General features: G+C 63.0%; 15 protein-coding genes. 10 read left to right on the plus strand and 5 right to left on the minus strand.

The genetic code is table 11. The features are described from left to right. Window positions 1-4: 4 nt before the first annotated feature. From LK03_RS10055 to LK03_RS10065, 3 genes are read right to left on the minus strand one after another with little or no spacing between them, the layout of a single operon-like run. Window positions 5-571: a cob(I)yrinic acid a,c-diamide adenosyltransferase gene (locus LK03_RS10055; RefSeq protein WP_038412202.1), complete on the minus strand. Its 567-nt coding sequence runs from the start codon at window positions 569-571 to the stop codon at window positions 5-7. A 2-nt stretch (window positions 572-573) separates the two neighbouring features. Beyond that, a complete protein-coding gene (locus LK03_RS10060) occupies window positions 574-2,598 on the minus strand; it encodes a sensor histidine kinase (RefSeq protein ID WP_038412203.1) in 2,025 nt (674 codons plus the stop codon). Between the two features lie 37 nt (window positions 2,599-2,635). Continuing rightward, complete coding sequence (locus tag LK03_RS10065) at window positions 2,636-3,553, minus strand: putative 2-dehydropantoate 2-reductase (RefSeq protein ID WP_038412204.1); 918 nt, start codon at window positions 3,551-3,553, stop codon at window positions 2,636-2,638. Between the two features lie 122 nt (window positions 3,554-3,675). Between LK03_RS10065 and LK03_RS10070 the strand changes: the two genes are divergently transcribed. The 3 genes from LK03_RS10070 (at window position 3,676) to LK03_RS10080 (ending at window position 6,900) form a co-directional block, all read left to right on the plus strand. Then, entirely contained in the window at window positions 3,676-4,161 is a 486-nt protein-coding gene (locus LK03_RS10070; protein ID WP_038412205.1) for a YajQ family cyclic di-GMP-binding protein, read from the plus strand. A gap of 506 nt (window positions 4,162-4,667) precedes the next feature. Further along, complete coding sequence (locus tag LK03_RS10075) at window positions 4,668-5,510, plus strand: mechanosensitive ion channel family protein (RefSeq protein ID WP_038412206.1); 843 nt, start codon at window positions 4,668-4,670, stop codon at window positions 5,508-5,510. A 145-nt stretch (window positions 5,511-5,655) separates the two neighbouring features. Next, window positions 5,656-6,900 (plus strand): MFS transporter, encoded by a 1,245-nt coding sequence (locus LK03_RS10080; protein ID WP_038412207.1) that lies wholly within the window; start codon window positions 5,656-5,658, stop codon window positions 6,898-6,900. A 30-nt stretch (window positions 6,901-6,930) separates the two neighbouring features. Here the strand turns inward: LK03_RS10080 and LK03_RS10085 are convergent, their stop codons facing one another. Continuing rightward, the gene (locus tag LK03_RS10085; protein ID WP_038412208.1) at window positions 6,931-8,463 is read right to left on the minus strand and encodes an AmpG family muropeptide MFS transporter; all 1,533 of its coding nucleotides are present in this window, start codon (window positions 8,461-8,463) and stop codon (window positions 6,931-6,933) included. Between the two features lie 44 nt (window positions 8,464-8,507). Then, on the minus strand, window positions 8,508-8,861 hold the full coding sequence (locus LK03_RS10090) for an MGMT family protein (protein WP_038412209.1): 354 nt from the start codon (window positions 8,859-8,861) through the stop codon (window positions 8,508-8,510). A gap of 152 nt (window positions 8,862-9,013) precedes the next feature. Between LK03_RS10090 and LK03_RS10095 the strand changes: the two genes are divergently transcribed. From LK03_RS10095 to LK03_RS10125, 7 genes are all read left to right on the plus strand, one after another. After that, a complete protein-coding gene (locus LK03_RS10095) occupies window positions 9,014-10,021 on the plus strand; it encodes a DUF481 domain-containing protein (protein WP_038412210.1) in 1,008 nt (335 codons plus the stop codon). A gap of 91 nt (window positions 10,022-10,112) precedes the next feature. Continuing rightward, window positions 10,113-10,844 carry a HugZ family protein gene (locus tag LK03_RS10100; RefSeq protein ID WP_038412211.1) on the plus strand — a complete coding sequence of 244 codons (732 nt, stop codon included), beginning with the start codon at window positions 10,113-10,115 and terminating at the stop codon, window positions 10,842-10,844. Between the two features lie 65 nt (window positions 10,845-10,909). After that, window positions 10,910-11,371 (plus strand): FxsA family protein, encoded by a 462-nt coding sequence (locus LK03_RS10105; RefSeq protein WP_038412212.1) that lies wholly within the window; start codon window positions 10,910-10,912, stop codon window positions 11,369-11,371. Between the two features lie 259 nt (window positions 11,372-11,630). Further along, complete coding sequence (locus tag LK03_RS10110) at window positions 11,631-11,924, plus strand: co-chaperone GroES (RefSeq protein ID WP_038412213.1); 294 nt, start codon at window positions 11,631-11,633, stop codon at window positions 11,922-11,924. 48 nt (window positions 11,925-11,972) lie between these two features. Then, a complete protein-coding gene (gene groL / locus LK03_RS10115) occupies window positions 11,973-13,613 on the plus strand; it encodes a chaperonin GroEL (protein ID WP_038412214.1) in 1,641 nt (546 codons plus the stop codon). Between the two features lie 170 nt (window positions 13,614-13,783). Beyond that, on the plus strand, window positions 13,784-14,467 hold the full coding sequence (gene colR / locus LK03_RS10120) for a two-component system response regulator ColR (protein WP_028696644.1): 684 nt from the start codon (window positions 13,784-13,786) through the stop codon (window positions 14,465-14,467). Next, window positions 14,457-15,806, plus strand: coding sequence for a sensor histidine kinase (locus LK03_RS10125; protein WP_049870461.1), 1,350 nt, complete (start codon window positions 14,457-14,459; stop codon window positions 15,804-15,806). The genes colR and LK03_RS10125 overlap by 11 nt, the downstream gene beginning before the upstream one ends. Window positions 15,807-15,812 lie beyond the last annotated feature (6 nt).

The raw sequence follows: 15,812 nt of genomic DNA on the forward strand, positions 1-15,812 counted from the left end.
GGGTTCAGGCCGACGGTCGCGCGGCAGCCTGCCATAGCACTTCGCTGACGCCCTGACGACGGCCGATGATGCGTGCGGCGACGAACAGCAGGTCGGACAGCCGATTGATGTAGGCCAGGCTCACCGCGCTCAACGGCTCCAGCGCGTTGAGCTGCTGGCAGCGGCGTTCTGCGGTGCGGGCCTGACTGCGGCAGGCATGGGCCAGGGCGATCAGGTACGAGCCGCTCGGCAAAATGAAGTTCTTCAACGGCCCCAGCTCATCGTTCCAGACGTCGATGGCCGCTTCCAGGCGCTCGACTTCTTGCGCATCGAGCGCCTGATAAGTCGGCATCGCCAGTTCGCCCCCCAGGTCGAACAGCCGATGTTGGCACGGTCTCAGCACGTCGCTGACCTCGCTGATTCCCTGCTCTGCGAGCCCTGCCAACAGCAGACCGAGCTGGCTGTTGAGGGTGTCGACCTCACCGATGGCCTCGACCCGAGGGTGATCCTTGGGTACCCGGCGGCCATCGCCAAGCCCGGTTTCACCGCTATCCCCAGTGCGCGTATAGATTTTCGACAGGCGATTGCCCATGCTCACGACTCCTTGGCAGACGGCATGGCCGTCGGGTTCAGGGGCAGGCGCAAGGTGAAGCAGGTGCCCTGGCCGGGCGTGGAGTGCACCTCCATCTGCCCCTTGTGGTTGTTGGTGATGATGAAATACGACACGGACAGGCCCAGCCCGGTGCCCTGGCCGACTTCCTTGGTGGTGAAGAACGGCTCGAAGATGCGCTTGCGCACTTCATCGGGCATGCCGGTGCCGTTGTCTTCCACTTCGATCTCTGCCCACGGCGGGTTGAGCCGGGTGCGCACGATGATGCGCCCTGGGCTGTCCTGCTGCGCCCGCTGGTGCAGTGACTGCGCAGCATTCTTCAGCAGGTTGAGCAGCACCTGTTCCAGCTCGTTGGCGGTGCAGGGGACGAGATCGAGGTGCGGGTCGAACTCGCGGACGATGGCCTGGCCCTTGAAGTCGAAGCCCACGCTCAGGTCGAAATCATTGCCGGCGATGTCAATGGCCTGGTCGATCAGTGCTGGAAGGTCGCACGGCACCAGTTGCCGGTTACTCAGGCGACTGAAACTGAGCATGTGCGTGACGATTTTCGCCGCGCGGCCACCGGCCTGTTGGATACCGTCGAGCAACTGCGGCACTTCGCGTTCTTCCAGGTAGTGGTTGACCTTGCCCAGGTCGACGCCCAGTGCCTCGGCAGCCTCCTGATTGCGCGGCAACCCGGTTGAAAGCCGCCTGCGAATGTTCTGCACGTTGTGCAGAATCGCCCCCAGCGGGTTGTTGATCTCATGGGCCATCCCCGCCGCAAGCCCGCCGACCGAGAGCATCTTTTCCGACTGCACCATCATTTCTTCCAGCGACAGGCGCTGAGTGATGTCGTCGATTCGAATCACCACGCCGCGCCCGCCGCCGCCCGTCAGCGGGTAGAAGGTTAGGGCGTAGTGACGCGGGGTGTCGCCGCGCTGCCAGGTCACCCGCTCGATCTTCGCCACGCGGTGCTTTTCCACGCTTTCCTTGAGTTGTGGCAGGAACGGCTTGAGCGGTTCGAAGGCCACGAAGATCGGCTGATTCAGCGCTTCGAACAGGGGTGTGCCAGAGAGGGTGGTGGCTTCCTGGTTCCACTGGGTGACATACAGCTCGTCGTCCAGGGCGATCAACGCCGAGGGCATCGAATCGATGATGCTGTTGAGGTAGTTCTGGAAACCGGTGAGTTTTTTCTCGATCTTGCTGCGCACCTGCACTTCCAGTTCCAGCTTGCGATTGGTGTGGCGGGTTTCCTCGGCCAGCCCCTGGGCCTGGTCAAAGGCGGTCTGGAATTCGTCGCGGGCACGCTTGAGCTGCTGCTCGCGGGCCTCGATACGCGACAGCATGGTGTTGAAGGCGTTGGCCAGGCTGCCGATTTCATCGTCGTTGCCGCGCTGCGCGCGCAGGGCATAGCTTTCCTCGCGGGTGACCTGGCGGCTGAGCTCTTCGAGCTGATTGATCGGCTGGGTGATGAGCCGCTTGATCTGCCGCGCCACCACCAGCCACAGCAGGATGCTGAACACCAGAATAGCCAGACTGGCGGTCAGGGTGCCGGTGTAGAAGGCGCTCGGCAGCTCGCTGCTGGCCACCAGCAGCAAGTGCGCCGGCGGATTGCCGGGTCGCGGCAGGGTAATCAGTTGCGTGCTGCGAAACTCCATCAGGCGCCAGCCGTCGATGTTGCGAAAACGTCTGGGCAAGGTCAGCGCGTCGCCGTGCTGCAACTGCGCGAGCATGCGTCCGTTGCTGCCGTAGATCGCCGCAGCGCGCAGCGGAGAGTAGCTGTCCAGCGCATCGAGCAACTGTTCGGCGTTCTGCTCGGAGTCGCCGGCGCGTGCCGCCAGGCTCGGATTGGCCACCAGCCGGCCAATGGTCTGCAACGCCTGGGGCGCCATGCTTTCCTGGGTGATCCAATAGGCGGCGCTGATGAAGGTCAGGTTGGCGACCACCAGGATGGTCACCAGCAACACCAGCAGGGCGGCGAACAGCTTCTGCCCGACGGGCAGGTTGTCCAGGCGTTGATGCAGCTTCATGGGCAAAAGGGGTCCGTTGTCGAGTTCCTCGATAGCGTCAGACGCTCGGCAGGCCGCGGGCCTGCAAGGTATCGACCAGGCGCTGATGCAACTGTTCAAGGCCTGGCAGCGCCAGCCCATGACGGGTGGCTGCGCGGCAGGCATGGCCCAGCAGGTAGTGGACTTCGGTGCGCCGTGCTGCGTGTACATCCTGGTACATCGACGAGTAGTTGGCTGCTGTGGCGAGAATCACCCGTTGCACTTCCCCGACCAGGTCGTCGGCAGCCGCTGGCTGGCCGCAGCGCTGCAGCAGCAAGGCCAATTCCTTGCACAGGGCGTCGACCTCAGCGAGGCGTGCCAGCAGCCCGCCGTTGGCGCAGTCGTGCAGCACCGTCAGCGGGTTGATCGCGCAGTTCAGCGCCAGCTTGCGCCAAAGCCGAGTGAGGATGTCCACGCTCCACTGCGCCGGAATACCGGCATCGCTCAGTTCATCGAGCCATGGCGGTGGTTCGGGATGCCGAGGGTCGCCCAGCCAGTTGTGGCCGTGGCCGGCGAAGCGCACATCGAACGGCGCCTGGCGGAACGCGCCCTCGGTACTGGAGACGAAGATGCAGCGCGCCGTGGGCACCTGCTCGGCGACTTCATCCTGGCTGCCCAGGCCGTTCTGCAACAGCAGCAGCTCGGCGTCGGCCGCCAGTCGCGGTGCAAGGGCGGCCACCGCCGGAGCGGCGTCGTAGGCCTTGCAGGCCACCAGCAGGCGATGCACGGGGCCGGCGGTTTGCGCGGTGTCGGCGGGTACGGCGTAGTGGTGGCGCTTGCCGTGTTCTTCCAGGGTCAGTCCACCGGCTGCCTGATACCTCGCCAGTGCCTGCTCGTCGCGCAGGATCAGGCGCACCGCCTTGCCGGCCCGTGCCAGGCGGCAGGCCCACAGCGTGCCGAGGCTACCGGCGCCGAGAATATGCCAGGTGCTGCTCATCTGTGTTTCGCAACCCGTTATAATGGACCCGCATTTTACCCATCGACCCCGCCGCGCTCCATCGCCTCGCCGTTCAGGCCCAGGCGTCACGGAGCGCGCTTTGCATTTATGGAGAGTAACCCATGCCTTCGTTCGACGTGGTATCGGAACTGGACAAGCACGAAGTGCAGAACGCCGTCGACAACGCCATCAAGGAACTCGACCGCCGCTACGACCTCAAGGGCAAAGGCAGCTTCGAGTTCAAGGAAAAAGACAAGACCGTCGCGCTCACCGCCGAGGCCGAGTTCCAGCTCGAGGCCATGGTCGAGATTCTTCGCCTGGCGCTGGTCAAGCGCAAGATCGACGTCAAGTGCCTGGAAGTGAAGGATGCCTATCCGTCGGGCAAGGAAATGAAGCAGGAAGCGGTATTCCGCGAGGGCATCGACAAAGACCTGGCGAAGAAGATCGTCGCCCACATCAAGGACGCCAAGCTCAAGGTCCAGGCCGCCATCCAGGGCGAGCAGGTACGCGTGACCGGCAAGAAACGTGACGACCTGCAGGACGCCATCGCGGCGCTGCGCAAAGAAGAATTCGACATGCCGCTGCAGTTCAACAACTTCCGCGACTGACCTTAGGGGCTGTTCCCGTTTCATCGCAACCGCGCCGAGGCCTGTTCTTTCGCCCTTTTGAGTTCAAGACTCGAACGTTTCATACGAAAAAACAGGCACGGCCCTTCGGGTTACGCGCCAAATCGCGCCATCCAGCGTTGAAGGACTTGAAAAGGGAATGACCCTTTCCTGCATCCTTCGCCTCGGCTGGCACGATTTGGCGCGGTAACGCGGTTTGCGCTGAAACGGGAACAGCCCCCAGGCTCTGTCTGAAAAGTTCTGAGACGCCGGGGAGACAAGGCGAAAGCAGCCGAGGAAGCGGAGTTTACTAATTGTAAATGAGCATTCCGACCGGGCTGGCGATCCAGGCTGCTTTCAACGCAGGATCACCAAGTATCAGGGCTTTTCAGACAGAGCCTAGGCGTCAGGAACCTCCACGGGCCTGGCAATGTCCACCGCATCCGCGGCCGTCGTGACAACACGGCCGGTTTTACTGTGTACATGCCGCTCGGCATCTGGAGATGAACATGGATTTGAACGCTGAAGTCGATCAGCTGGTTCGCCAATCGCAAACCTGGATTCCCTTGATCATGCAGTACAGCGGCCGGGTGCTGCTGGCTGTGGTGACCCTCGCCATCGGTTGGTGGATCGTCAACCGCATCACCAATCGGCTCGGCAAACTGGTCGGGCTGCGCAACTCCGACCTGGCGTTGCAGAACTTCATCGCAACCCTGGCCAACATCGTCCTCAAAGTGCTGCTGATGGTCAGCGTGGCCTCGATGATCGGCATCGAAACCACCTCGTTCGTCGCCGCCATCGGTGCTGCCGGCCTGGCCATCGGCCTGGCGCTGCAAGGCAGCCTGGCCAACTTCGCCGGCGGTGTGCTGATTCTGCTGTTCCGGCCGTTCCGCATCGGCGACTGGATCGAGGCGCAGGGTGTCAGTGGCACGGTCGACAGCATTCAGATCTTCCACACCGTGCTGCGCACCGGCGACAACAAGACCGTCATCGTGCCCAACGGCGGCCTGTCCAACGGCATCATCACCAACTACAACCGCCAACCGACTCGCCAGGTGGTGTTCAACGTGGGTGTCGATTACGACGCAGATCTGCAGAAAGCCCGGGGCGTGCTACTGGAGTTGGCCAAAGACCCGCGTGTGCTGCCCGATCCGGCGCCCGCTGCAGTGGTCTCCGAGCTGGGCGACAGCTCGATCACCGTGTCGCTGCGGGTTTGGGTGAAAACGCCTGATTACTGGAGCCTGATGTTCATGCTCAACGAGCAGGCCCGTGACCGCCTGCGCGCCGAAGGCATCGACATTCCGTTCCCGCAGCGGGTGATCCGCGTGGTGCAGGAGCCGGCGGCGCAGTAAAAAGCGCTGGCCCGGGTCAAGCTGTGGGAGCGCCGTCTGGTGCTCCCACAGTCGTTTTCAGCCCTCGATTTACACATCCTCACTGCAAAATCTTGCGCGTTGTGGCATACACGCTGCCCCAGACTTCCTTGCCGTCGGCCCGACCATGAAACCACTGCTGTACATCACACCCGCCCGCGCCCTGGCGTTCGGCCTTACCCTGGCGCTGTTCGAGCTGCTCACGTACCTGGCCAGCGACGCGGTGATGCCGGCCATGCCCGCGGTGGTCACTGAACTCAAGGCCAGCCCCGGGTACATTCCCCATGCCCTGAACCTGTACCTGCTCGGCGGCGTGCTGTTGCAATGGCTGATCGGCCCGCTGGCCGACCGTTATGGTCGACGCCCTCTGCTGCTGGTCGGCTGCCTGCTGTTCGCCGCAGCGTGCCTGGGCACCTACTGGGCGCATGACATCGGCGTGTTCAACCTGCTGCGTCTGCTGCAAGGGGTTGGCCTTGGCTTCGTGGTAACCGTCAGCTATCCCGCGCTGAACGAGGCCTTCAGCGAGGCCGATGCGGTGCGCATGATGGCCTTGCTGGCCAACATCGCGCTGCTCTCGCCGCTGCTTGGGCCGTTGCTCGGCACCTTGATGCTGCAGTGGCTCGACTGGCGCTGGCTGTTCGTTGCCTTCGCCGTCGGCGCGGTGCTGACCTGGGCACTGTTGTACCGACTGATGCCGGAAACCCTGGGCGTCGAGCGCCGCGATGGCTCGCGTCTACCGTTCACGCCCGTTCATCTGTTGCCGTTGATGGCGGCCTACGGGCAACTGCTGCGTAACCGGCGCTTCGTCGCTGGCAGCGCGGCGCTGGGCTTGGTGGGCTTGCCGCTGATTGGCTGGATCGGCCTGTCACCGGTGTTGCTGATCCACGACGAGGGCCTCAGCACCCTGGCCTATGCCCTGTGGCAGTTGCCGGTGTTCGCCGGTTTGATCGCCGGCAACCTGATCATCAATCACATTGCCGACCGGTACCCACTGAACACGCTGCTGCGCGGCGCACTGGCGCCGTATCTGGCCGGTTTGTGCCTGTTGCTGTTGCTGACCTGGGCGCTGCCTGCGGTGCCGAGCGTGGTGGCGGGCATGTCGCTGTATGCCCTGGGCCTGGGCATCGCAAATGCCGTGCTGTACCGCGTGACGCTGTATTCCAGCGAGCAGAGCAAGGGGTTGGTTTCGGCGATGCTGGGCATGATTACCATTGCCTTGCTCGGCTTCGGCGGCGCGCTGCTGGCAATGCTCGGGGCGGGCGAGAGCTTGCTGAGCTTCGCCGTAGCCGCCAGTTGCGCCGGAGCGCTGGCACTGTGGCCATTGTGGCAGGTGATCGGCGGTCGCCCGGGGCAGGGAGCGGTCACGCCCTGAAGGCCAAAGCCCTGATGTCCGATTCGGGCTTCAGGGCTTCTCGACCGGCTCGAGCTTGTTCGGACCGGATTCCAGACGCCACTGCAAGGCGATCAGGATCAGCGTTGGCACTCCCAGCAGGGCGGTAATCAGGAAGAAGTTGTGGTAACCGAACTTCTCCACCATCACCCCTGAATAGCCGCCCATCAGCCTCGGCAAGAGCAACATGATCGAGCTCAGCAGTGCGTACTGCGTGGCCGAGAACTTGAGGTTGGTCAAGCTCGACAGGTACGCGACGAAGGCCGAGGTGGCCAGGCCCGAGCTGAAGTTGTCCAGGGAAATGGTGACGATCAGCATCTGCAGGTTCGGGCCCATGTCGGCGAGCATGACGAACAGCAGGTTGGTGGCTGCCGACGCCGCGCCGCCGATGAACAGAATCGGCAGGATGCCGAAGCGCACGATCAGCAGACCGCCGACCCCGGCACCGACCAGGGTCATGATCAAGCCGAAGATCTTGCTGACGCTGGCGATTTCGTCTTTGGTGAAGCCCTGGTCGATGTAGAAGACGTTGGCCATCACCCCCATGACCGTGTCGGACATCCGGTACGTGGCGATCAACCCCAGCAGCAACAGCGCCTGCCAGCGGTAGCGGTGGATGAAGTCGTTGACCGGCGTGAGCACCGGCGCCAGGCCCCGCCGGCCCATCGACGACAGGCACGCCCAGGTCAGCAGGCCGTAGAGCATCAGGCGCAGGAATGCGCGGTCTTCCATCACCAGGTCGAGCGGCGAGGCAGTGCCGATCACTACGCTGGCCCAGTCGGTGTTGTACATCTGGGTGAAACTGGCCGGCACCGACACCAGCAGAATGATCAGCACGAACACCGAGGCCAGCTGATGGCCCAGGCCGTAACGGGCCGCCGACAGCTGGGTGCGCAGCGGCACGGGGGGCTCACGCATCACCAGGGTGGTGAACAGGGCCGGCAGCATGATCAGGCCGAACAGCACGTAGGTGCCGGTCCAGGCCTTGTGCAGATAGCTGAAACCGGTGGAGCCGAACCACTCGGCGAAGAACAGCGCGCCAGCGGTGGCCAGCAGCGCCGCGACCCGGTAGCCGGCCATGTAGCTGGCGGCCAGGGCGGCCTGACGCTGATCGTCGGCGATTTCCAGGCGGTAGGCATCCACGGCGATGTCCTGGGTAGCCGAGGCGAAGGCCACCAGCACCGCCAGAGCGATCAGCCACGACAGGTGTTTCTGCGGGTCGCACAGGCCCATGCCGATCAACCCGATCACCACCAGGATCTGCGAGAGCAGCAACCACGAACGACGTCGGCCCATGCCGCCAAGCAGCGGCAGCCGCCATTGATCGAGCAGTGGCGACCACACCCATTTGAAGGCGTAGGCCAGGCCGATCAGGCTGGCATAACCGATGGTTTCACGGGCCACGCCCGCTTCGCGCAGCCACACCGAGAGGGTCGAGAACACCAGCATGTAAGGCAGGCCGGCGGCGAATCCGAGCAGCAGAAGTACCAATGTCGATGGACTGGCATAGGCAGCGAGCGCAGCGCGCCAGGTTTTACGGGACATGGGCCAAGATCTGCCTCAAGGTTGCGGAAAACAAAACGCGCACTCTAACTGGTGTGCTCCATGGGGCGCCAGCCATGCAGTGCCATATCCACACGATCATGGGTAATGTTCACTCCTTCGGCGCGCAGCCGCGCGCGTTGTTCTTCACCGCCCGGCGTACCCACAGGCAGGCTCAGGCGACCATTGGCGCCGAGCACCCGGTGCCAGGGCAGGCGGGTGTCGTTGGGTAACTGGCCCAGCGTGCGGCCCACCCAGCGCGCTGCGCGGCCAAGGCCGGCCAGTTGGGCCAACTGCCCATAACTGACCACTTGGCCCGGCGGCACGCTGCCGAGCACAGAGTACAATGCCGTTCGTCGGGCTTCGGCGCTGTCTGGCGCTGGGAGCGAATCACTGAGCATCAAGGCTTTCCGGGGCTAACGCGGGATTAATGCCAAAGGCATGACTGAATGAGAATGCAAATCGACGACTCGTTTCCCGAGCTGTTCTTGCTCTGCTCGTGGGTATCCGGATAATACCGACGTTTTCACCTTCCGAGCCCAGTAGTCCGCTTATGTATTCAAGAGCCTTGTTGTCTCTCGTGGTCGCCTCACTGTCTGCCCCTGCGCTGGCCGATACTGTCTGGATGAAGAACGGTGATCGCCTGACTGGCACCATCAAGGTCTTCGATGGCGGCAAGCTGCTGCTCGAGACCAAGTACGGCGGCTCGATCGCCCTGGACTGGAAGCAGGTCAAGACCCTGGAAAGCGACCAGCAGCTGCTGGTCAAGCAGGATGCCTACACCGGCGAGCATGCCAAGTCGCTGCAACCGGCCGAGGAGGGCAAGGTGACGCTGGCCAACGGCGAGGCGCCCAAGACCGTCGAGCTGGCCAGCATCGAGCAGATCCTCAAGCCCAAGCCGGTGGTCGAGGACCTGGTGTGGAAGGGTCGCATCGATGCAGCGCTCGATTACAAGCGCGCCGAGAAAGACACCGACAATTACGACATCGGCTTCAAGACCACCGCGCGCCATGGCCGCTGGCGGCACACCGCCGAGGGCGAATACAACCGCGATACCCAGAACGACGTCACCACCAACGACAACTGGAGCGCCGAGTATGCCCTCGACCGCTTCATTACCGACAAGTGGTTCTGGCAGGGCCGTTTCGACTACAAACGCGATCACGTCGAAGACCTGCAACGCCAGCGTACCGTGGGTACCGGCCCGGGCTACCAGTTCTGGGATGACGAGCTCGGCGCGTTCTCGCTCGGCAGCCTGCTCAACCGCACCGACTATCAGTACCGCGACGGCGGCAAGGATGATTTCTACTCCGTGGCCCTGAAGTGGGACTACAACCGCTACCTGATCGGCAAGCGCTTCGAATTCTTCACCAACGGCGAGCTGGGCAAGCCACTGGGCTCGGTGGCCGACTACTCGCTCGATGCCGAACTGGGCCTGCGCTACAAGCTGACCGACTGGGCCTCGCTGAACGTCAAGGCCGAGAAGAACGTCATCAGTGGCACCCAGGACAGCGACCTCGACAAGACCCGCTACACCGCAGGTTTCGGCGTCAGCTGGTAAGCGTCATGGGCCGTGTGGCGGCCCGGTTGGCTCCCGCGCGGATAAGTGACTATGGTGTGCGCCAATTACTTGTCCGTCAGGAGCCTTCGACGTGAGTACCAAAGCCCTTCGCCCCGCCCGCGAGCTGCTGCTCAAGGAGTACCGGGGCGTGCTCTCCACGCTGTCCAAGTCCATGCCTGGCTATCCATTCGGCTCGGTCGTGCCGTATTGCCTCGATGTCCACGGGCAGCCGCTGATCCTCATCAGCCGCATCGCCCAGCACACCCATAACCTGCGTCAGGACAACAAGTGCTCGCTGCTGGTGGGTGAGCGCGATGCCGAGGACGTGCAGGCCGTGGGGCGCCTGACCGTGCTGGCCCAGGCCCGGCCACTGAGCGAGCCGACCGAGATCGCGGCAGCCGCCGAGCGCTATTACCGTTATTTCCCTGAAGCTGCCGGCTACCACCAGGCCCACGATTTCGATTTCTGGGTCCTGGAGCCGGTGCGGCACCGCTACATCGGCGGTTTTGGTGCCATTCACTGGCTCGACCAGGTGACCTTGGCCAACCCGTTCGATGGCAGCACCGAGGCCCGCATGATCGAGCACATGAACAGCGACCATGGGGCTGCCATCAGCCACTACCTGGACCTGAACGACCTGCCCGCGACCGTGCCTGCGCAACTGGTCGGCCTCGACAGCGAGGGCATGCACCTGCGTCAGGGCCAGAGTATTCACTGGTTGCCGTTTCCCAGCGTCTGCAATACGCCGACACAAGTGCGTGAAGCCTTGGTTTTACTGGCCCGGGCCGATCAGTGGCCGGCAGTTGAACAGGTGGCGGGTTGAAATCGGGAATCGTTGCGCCCATCTAGCAGTCCTATAGCAAGGTCGTCTTGCGCGAGGATTTCTAGATGCGAGTTTTTTTGTTGCTTCTGCTTGTTTTTCCGGTGCTCGAGCTGTTCGTGTTCGTCAAGGTGGCGGGTGCGATCGGCTTCTTCCCGGCGCTGCTGCTGATCATTGCCGGTTCGGCGCTGGGGCTGCTGGTCATGCGTGTGGCCGGTCTGGCGACAGCGCTGCGCGCGCGTGAAAGCCTCCAGCGCGGCGAGCTGCCTGCCGAGGAGATGTTCCAGGGCATGATGCTGGCCATCGGCGGTGGTCTGCTGCTGATTCCAGGCTTTCTCAGTGACATCGTCGGACTGGTCTGCCTGCTGCCGTTCAGCCGCCATTTCGCGGCGCGCGAGCTGCGGGCACGGGCCGAGGCCCAGGCGGCCCGCCAGCGTGCTTTCCGCGACGACCCGGCTGCGGCTCAGCCCCGCGAGGGGTTGCAGCGTCCCAATGTGATCGAAGGCGAGTACGAGCGCCGCGATCAGTAATTGCCCATGCACCCCTGCCAACGGCCCCTGATGGGGCCGTTGGCGTTTCCGTTCCCGGTAAATGAAAAAATATTTTGCTACAGCCTTGTAATTGTTTTGCCCGGCCTCATCTATGAGACACCGCAAGGTTCCTGGCGCGTTTCGCCAGACACGACACTGATGGCCTGCCCAGGCGTGCCATCTCCGGCCAGGCCGGAATGCCTCAACCCGCCGGTGTCGACACCGGCCGATGAAAACCACAATTTGGGAGAGATCGACAATGAAGCTTCGTCCTCTGCATGACCGCGTAGTCATCCGTCGCAGCGAAGAAGAATCGAAAACCGCTGGCGGTATCGTCCTGCCGGGTTCGGCTGCTGAAAAGCCCAACCGCGGTGAAGTTGTTGCCGTCGGCACCGGTCGCGTTCTGGACAACGGCGAAGTGCGCGCACTGGCCGTCAAAGTGGGTGACAAAGTGGTCTTCGGCCCTTACTCGGGCAGCAACACTGTGAAAGTCGATGGCGAAGACCTGCTGGTGATGAGCGAGAACGAAATCCTCGCTGTCGTCGAAGGCTGATTTCCCCCCGATTTCCGTTACTCCAGAGAATTCAAGGATTAAACGATCATGGCTGCTAAAGACGTAAAATTCGGCGACTCCGCCCGTAAGAAAATGCTCGTTGGTGTCAACGTTCTGGCTGACGCAGTAAAAGCGACCCTTGGCCCGAAAGGCCGTAATGTGGTCCTGGCCAAGAGCTTCGGCGCTCCGACCATTACCAAGGACGGCGTTTCCGTAGCCAAAGAGATCGAGCTCAAAGACGCGTTCGAGAACATGGGTGCGCAACTGGTTAAGGAAGTTGCTTCCAAGGCCAACGATGCTGCCGGTGACGGCACCACCACCGCGACCGTCCTGGCTCAGGCCATCGTCAACGAAGGCCTCAAAGCCGTCGCTGCCGGCATGAACCCGATGGACCTCAAGCGCGGTATCGACAAGGCCACTGCCGCTGTCGTCGCCGAGCTGAAGAACCTGTCCAAGCCGTGCGCCGACTCGCGCAACATCGCCCAGGTCGGCACCATCTCCGCCAACTCCGACGAGTCCATCGGCAAGATCATTGCCGAAGCCATGGAAAAAGTCGGTAAAGAAGGCGTGATCACCGTTGAAGAAGGTTCGGGCCTGGACAACGAACTGTCCGTCGTCGAAGGCATGCAGTTCGACCGCGGCTATCTGTCCCCGTACTTCGTCAACAAGCCAGACACCATGGTCGCCGAGCTGGAAAGCCCGATGCTGCTGCTGGTCGACAAGAAAATCTCCAACATCCGCGAACTGCTGCCGGTTCTGGAAGCCGTTGCCAAGGCTGGCCGTCCGCTGCTGATCGTTGCCGAAGACGTCGAAGGCGAAGCGCTGGCTACCCTGGTGGTCAACAACATGCGCGGCATCGTCAAGGTCGCTGCGGTCAAGGCGCCAGGCTTCGGTGATCGTCGCAAGGCCATGCTGCAGGACATCGCCGTCCTGACCGGCGGTACCGTGATCTCCGAAGAGATCGGCCTGTCCCTGGAAACCACTACCCTGGAGCACCTGGGCAACGCCAAGCGCGTCGTTCTGTCCAAGGAAAACACCACCATCATCGACGGTGCTGGCGTTGAAGGCGAAATTCAAGGCCGTGTCACCCAGATCCGTGCACAAATCGCCGAAACCTCTTCCGACTACGACCGTGAGAAGCTGCAAGAGCGTCTGGCCAAGCTGGCCGGCGGCGTTGCCCTGATCAAAGTTGGTGCTGGTACCGAAGTCGAAATGAAAGAGAAGAAAGCCCGCGTCGAAGACGCCCTGCACGCCACCCGTGCAGCCGTCGAAGAAGGCGTGGTGCCTGGCGGTGGTGTTGCTCTGGTACGTGCCCTGTCTGCCATCATTGACCTCAAAGGCGACAACGAAGACCAGAACGTCGGTATCGCTCTGCTGCGCCGTGCTGTCGAAGCGCCGCTGCGTCAGATCACCGCCAACGCCGGCGACGAGCCAAGCGTTGTCGCTGACAAGGTCAAGCAAGGTTCGGGCAACTACGGCTACAACGCCGCTACCGGCGAGTACGGCGACATGATCGAGATGGGTATTCTCGACCCAGCCAAAGTCACCCGCTCGGCACTGCAAGCTGCCGCTTCGATCGGTGGTCTGATGATCACCACCGAAGCCATGGTTGCCGACCTGCCGGAAGAAAAACCAGCTGGCGGCATGCCAGACATGGGCGGCATGGGTGGCATGGGCGGCATGATGTAAGCCGGCCTCACCCCCGCAGCACCTGAAAAGCCCCGCCCCGTGCGGGGCTTTTCCGTATCTGGGCAGTGGTGACCGCCTGCCCGCCCGCCGTTAACTGTTCTGCAATGCTGGCGTCATCATGGCCGATGGCCTTAAGCTGCGCACGCCCAAGCACTGCACAGGAGACCTCGATGCGCATTCTTTTGGTGGAAGACAACCGCGACATCCTCGCCAACCTGGCCGATTACCTGGGCATGAAAGGCTATACCGTCGATTGCGCGCAGGATGGCCTGTCGGGCCTGCACCTGGCCGCGACCGAACATTACGACCTGATCGTGCTCGACATCATGCTGCCCGGTATCGACGGCTACACGCTGTGCAAACGCCTGCGTGAAGACGCCCGCCGCGATACCCCGGTGATCATGCTCACCGCGCGCGATCAATTGGACGACCGCCTGCAAGGTTTCCGCTCGGGGGCCGATGACTACCTGCTCAAGCCGTTCGCGTTATCGGAGCTGGCCGCACGCATCGAGGCCGTGCTGCGCCGTGCCCAGGGCGGCGGACGCCGGGCCCTGCAAGTGGCCGACCTGAGCTACGATCTCGATACCCTTGAAGTCAGTCGCCAGGGACGGGCGCTCAAACTCAACCCGGTGGGCCTGAAACTGCTTGCCGTACTGATGCAGAAGAGTCCCCACGTGCTGCGCCGCGAGGTGCTGGAAGAGGCGCTGTGGGGCGATGACTGCCCGGACAGCGACAGCCTGCGCAGCCATGTGCATCAGTTGCGCCAGGTGATCGACAAGCCTTTCGACAAACCGCTGCTGCATACCGTCCATGGCGTCGGCTATCGCCTCGCCGAGGGCCGTGATGGAGTTTAAACAGAGCCTCGCCCAGCGCATCATCATCGCCTTCGCGTTGATGAGCGCATTGGTCGCGGGGGCGTTCGCCGTCGGTATCGTGTCCACCGTGCATCTAGTCGAGGAACGTCTGATTTCTTCGGTGCTGGGGGGCGATCTGCAGCGCCTGTTGCGCATGGACAGCGTCAGCGACTGGAGCCATCGACCGCGGCCCGACCAACTGTTCTATTTCAGCGACGGTCGCGACGACTTCGAGCTGCCCAAGGACCTGTACCACCTGGAACCCGGTTTCCACGAGGTGTTCCGCGACCAGCTGTCTTATCACGCCATGGTCGAGGTGGTAGACGGCCGTCACTATGTGTTGCTGCAGGACCAGAGTGATTTCGAAGAGCGCGAGCGCGTGCTGTTCTTCGTGGTCATGGTCGGTTTCGTGCTGAGTCTGGCGCTTGCGGGGGTGCTGGGTTGGCTGCTGGCGCGGCGGGTGATGGCGCCGGTGATTCGTCTGGCGCGGCAGGTCAGGCATCGCGATCAGTTGCTCGGCCTGGCGCCGCCACTGGCGCCGGACTATGCCGCCGACGAAGTCGGCCAGCTCGCCGTAGCGTTCGACGACACCTTGGGCCGGCTGCGCGATGCGCTGACCCGCGAGCGACTGTTCACCAGCGATGTCAGCCATGAACTACGCACGCCGCTGATGGTGCTGGCCACCTCGTGCGAGTTGTTGATGGTCAATCCCAATCTCGACAGCCGTTCGCGCAGCCAGGTCGAGCGCATCGCTCGCGCCACCGAAGAGATGCGCGAGCTGGTCAAGACCTTCCTGATGCTCGCCCGCGCCCAGCGTGACGAAGGCGCCATCGCGTCCAAGGCAACCTTGCGCGAGGTGGCGGACGATCTGATCGGTGTATGGCGCGATACGATCGAACAGAAGGGCCTGACCCTGTATTACGACGGTCGGGTCAGTGCCGGTCCGCAGCAGTACAACGCCACTTTCCTGCAGTCGGTGATGGGCAATTTGCTGCGCAACGCAGCCCATTACACCGATTCAGGCTACATCCGTCTGAGCCTGGAGGCCGATGGCTTCAGCGTCGAGGACAGCGGCGTGGGCATCCCCGAAGAACAGCGGGAGGCGATGTTCAAACCGTTCGTGCGCGGTGACGAACGTCGCGGTGAGGGCCTGGGCCTGGGCCTGTCGCTGGTGCAGCGTATCTGCGATGACCAGGGCTGGCGGGTCAGATTGAGCGCGACCTCGCCACACGGATGTCGCTTCCAGGTCGACCTGAGCCTTCAGGCGCGAGGCGCCGTGGCGCCAATCCCCGCGTCGAGCCAAAGCGCTTCGTCGAGCGACGATCAGCCGAACGGATAATCACCC

It is taken from the genome of Pseudomonas cremoricolorata (genome assembly GCF_000759535.1).
In the GTDB taxonomy this organism is placed as follows: domain Bacteria; phylum Pseudomonadota; class Gammaproteobacteria; order Pseudomonadales; family Pseudomonadaceae; genus Aquipseudomonas; species Aquipseudomonas cremoricolorata_A.

Bases quoted from the DNA above. Each gene is read 5' to 3' on its own strand.
- LK03_RS10055 (WP_038412202.1), bottom strand. From the start codon at position 571: ATGGGCAATCGCCTGTCGAAAATCTATACGCGCACTGGGGATAGCGGT.
- LK03_RS10060 (WP_038412203.1), bottom strand. From the start codon at position 2,598: ATGAAGCTGCATCAACGCCTGGACAACCTGCCCGTCGGGCAGAAGCTG.
- LK03_RS10065 (WP_038412204.1), bottom strand. From the start codon at position 3,553: ATGAGCAGCACCTGGCATATTCTCGGCGCCGGTAGCCTCGGCACGCTG.
- LK03_RS10070 (WP_038412205.1), top strand. From the start codon at position 3,676: ATGCCTTCGTTCGACGTGGTATCGGAACTGGACAAGCACGAAGTGCAG.
- LK03_RS10075 (WP_038412206.1), top strand. From the start codon at position 4,668: ATGGATTTGAACGCTGAAGTCGATCAGCTGGTTCGCCAATCGCAAACC.
- LK03_RS10080 (WP_038412207.1), top strand. From the start codon at position 5,656: ATGAAACCACTGCTGTACATCACACCCGCCCGCGCCCTGGCGTTCGGC.
- LK03_RS10085 (WP_038412208.1), bottom strand. From the start codon at position 8,463: ATGTCCCGTAAAACCTGGCGCGCTGCGCTCGCTGCCTATGCCAGTCCA.
- LK03_RS10090 (WP_038412209.1), bottom strand. From the start codon at position 8,861: ATGCTCAGTGATTCGCTCCCAGCGCCAGACAGCGCCGAAGCCCGACGA.
- LK03_RS10095 (WP_038412210.1), top strand. From the start codon at position 9,014: ATGTATTCAAGAGCCTTGTTGTCTCTCGTGGTCGCCTCACTGTCTGCC.
- LK03_RS10105 (WP_038412212.1), top strand. From the start codon at position 10,910: ATGCGAGTTTTTTTGTTGCTTCTGCTTGTTTTTCCGGTGCTCGAGCTG.
- LK03_RS10110 (WP_038412213.1), top strand. From the start codon at position 11,631: ATGAAGCTTCGTCCTCTGCATGACCGCGTAGTCATCCGTCGCAGCGAA.
- groL (WP_038412214.1), top strand. From the start codon at position 11,973: ATGGCTGCTAAAGACGTAAAATTCGGCGACTCCGCCCGTAAGAAAATG.
- colR (WP_028696644.1), top strand. From the start codon at position 13,784: ATGCGCATTCTTTTGGTGGAAGACAACCGCGACATCCTCGCCAACCTG.
- LK03_RS10125 (WP_049870461.1), top strand. From the start codon at position 14,457: ATGGAGTTTAAACAGAGCCTCGCCCAGCGCATCATCATCGCCTTCGCG.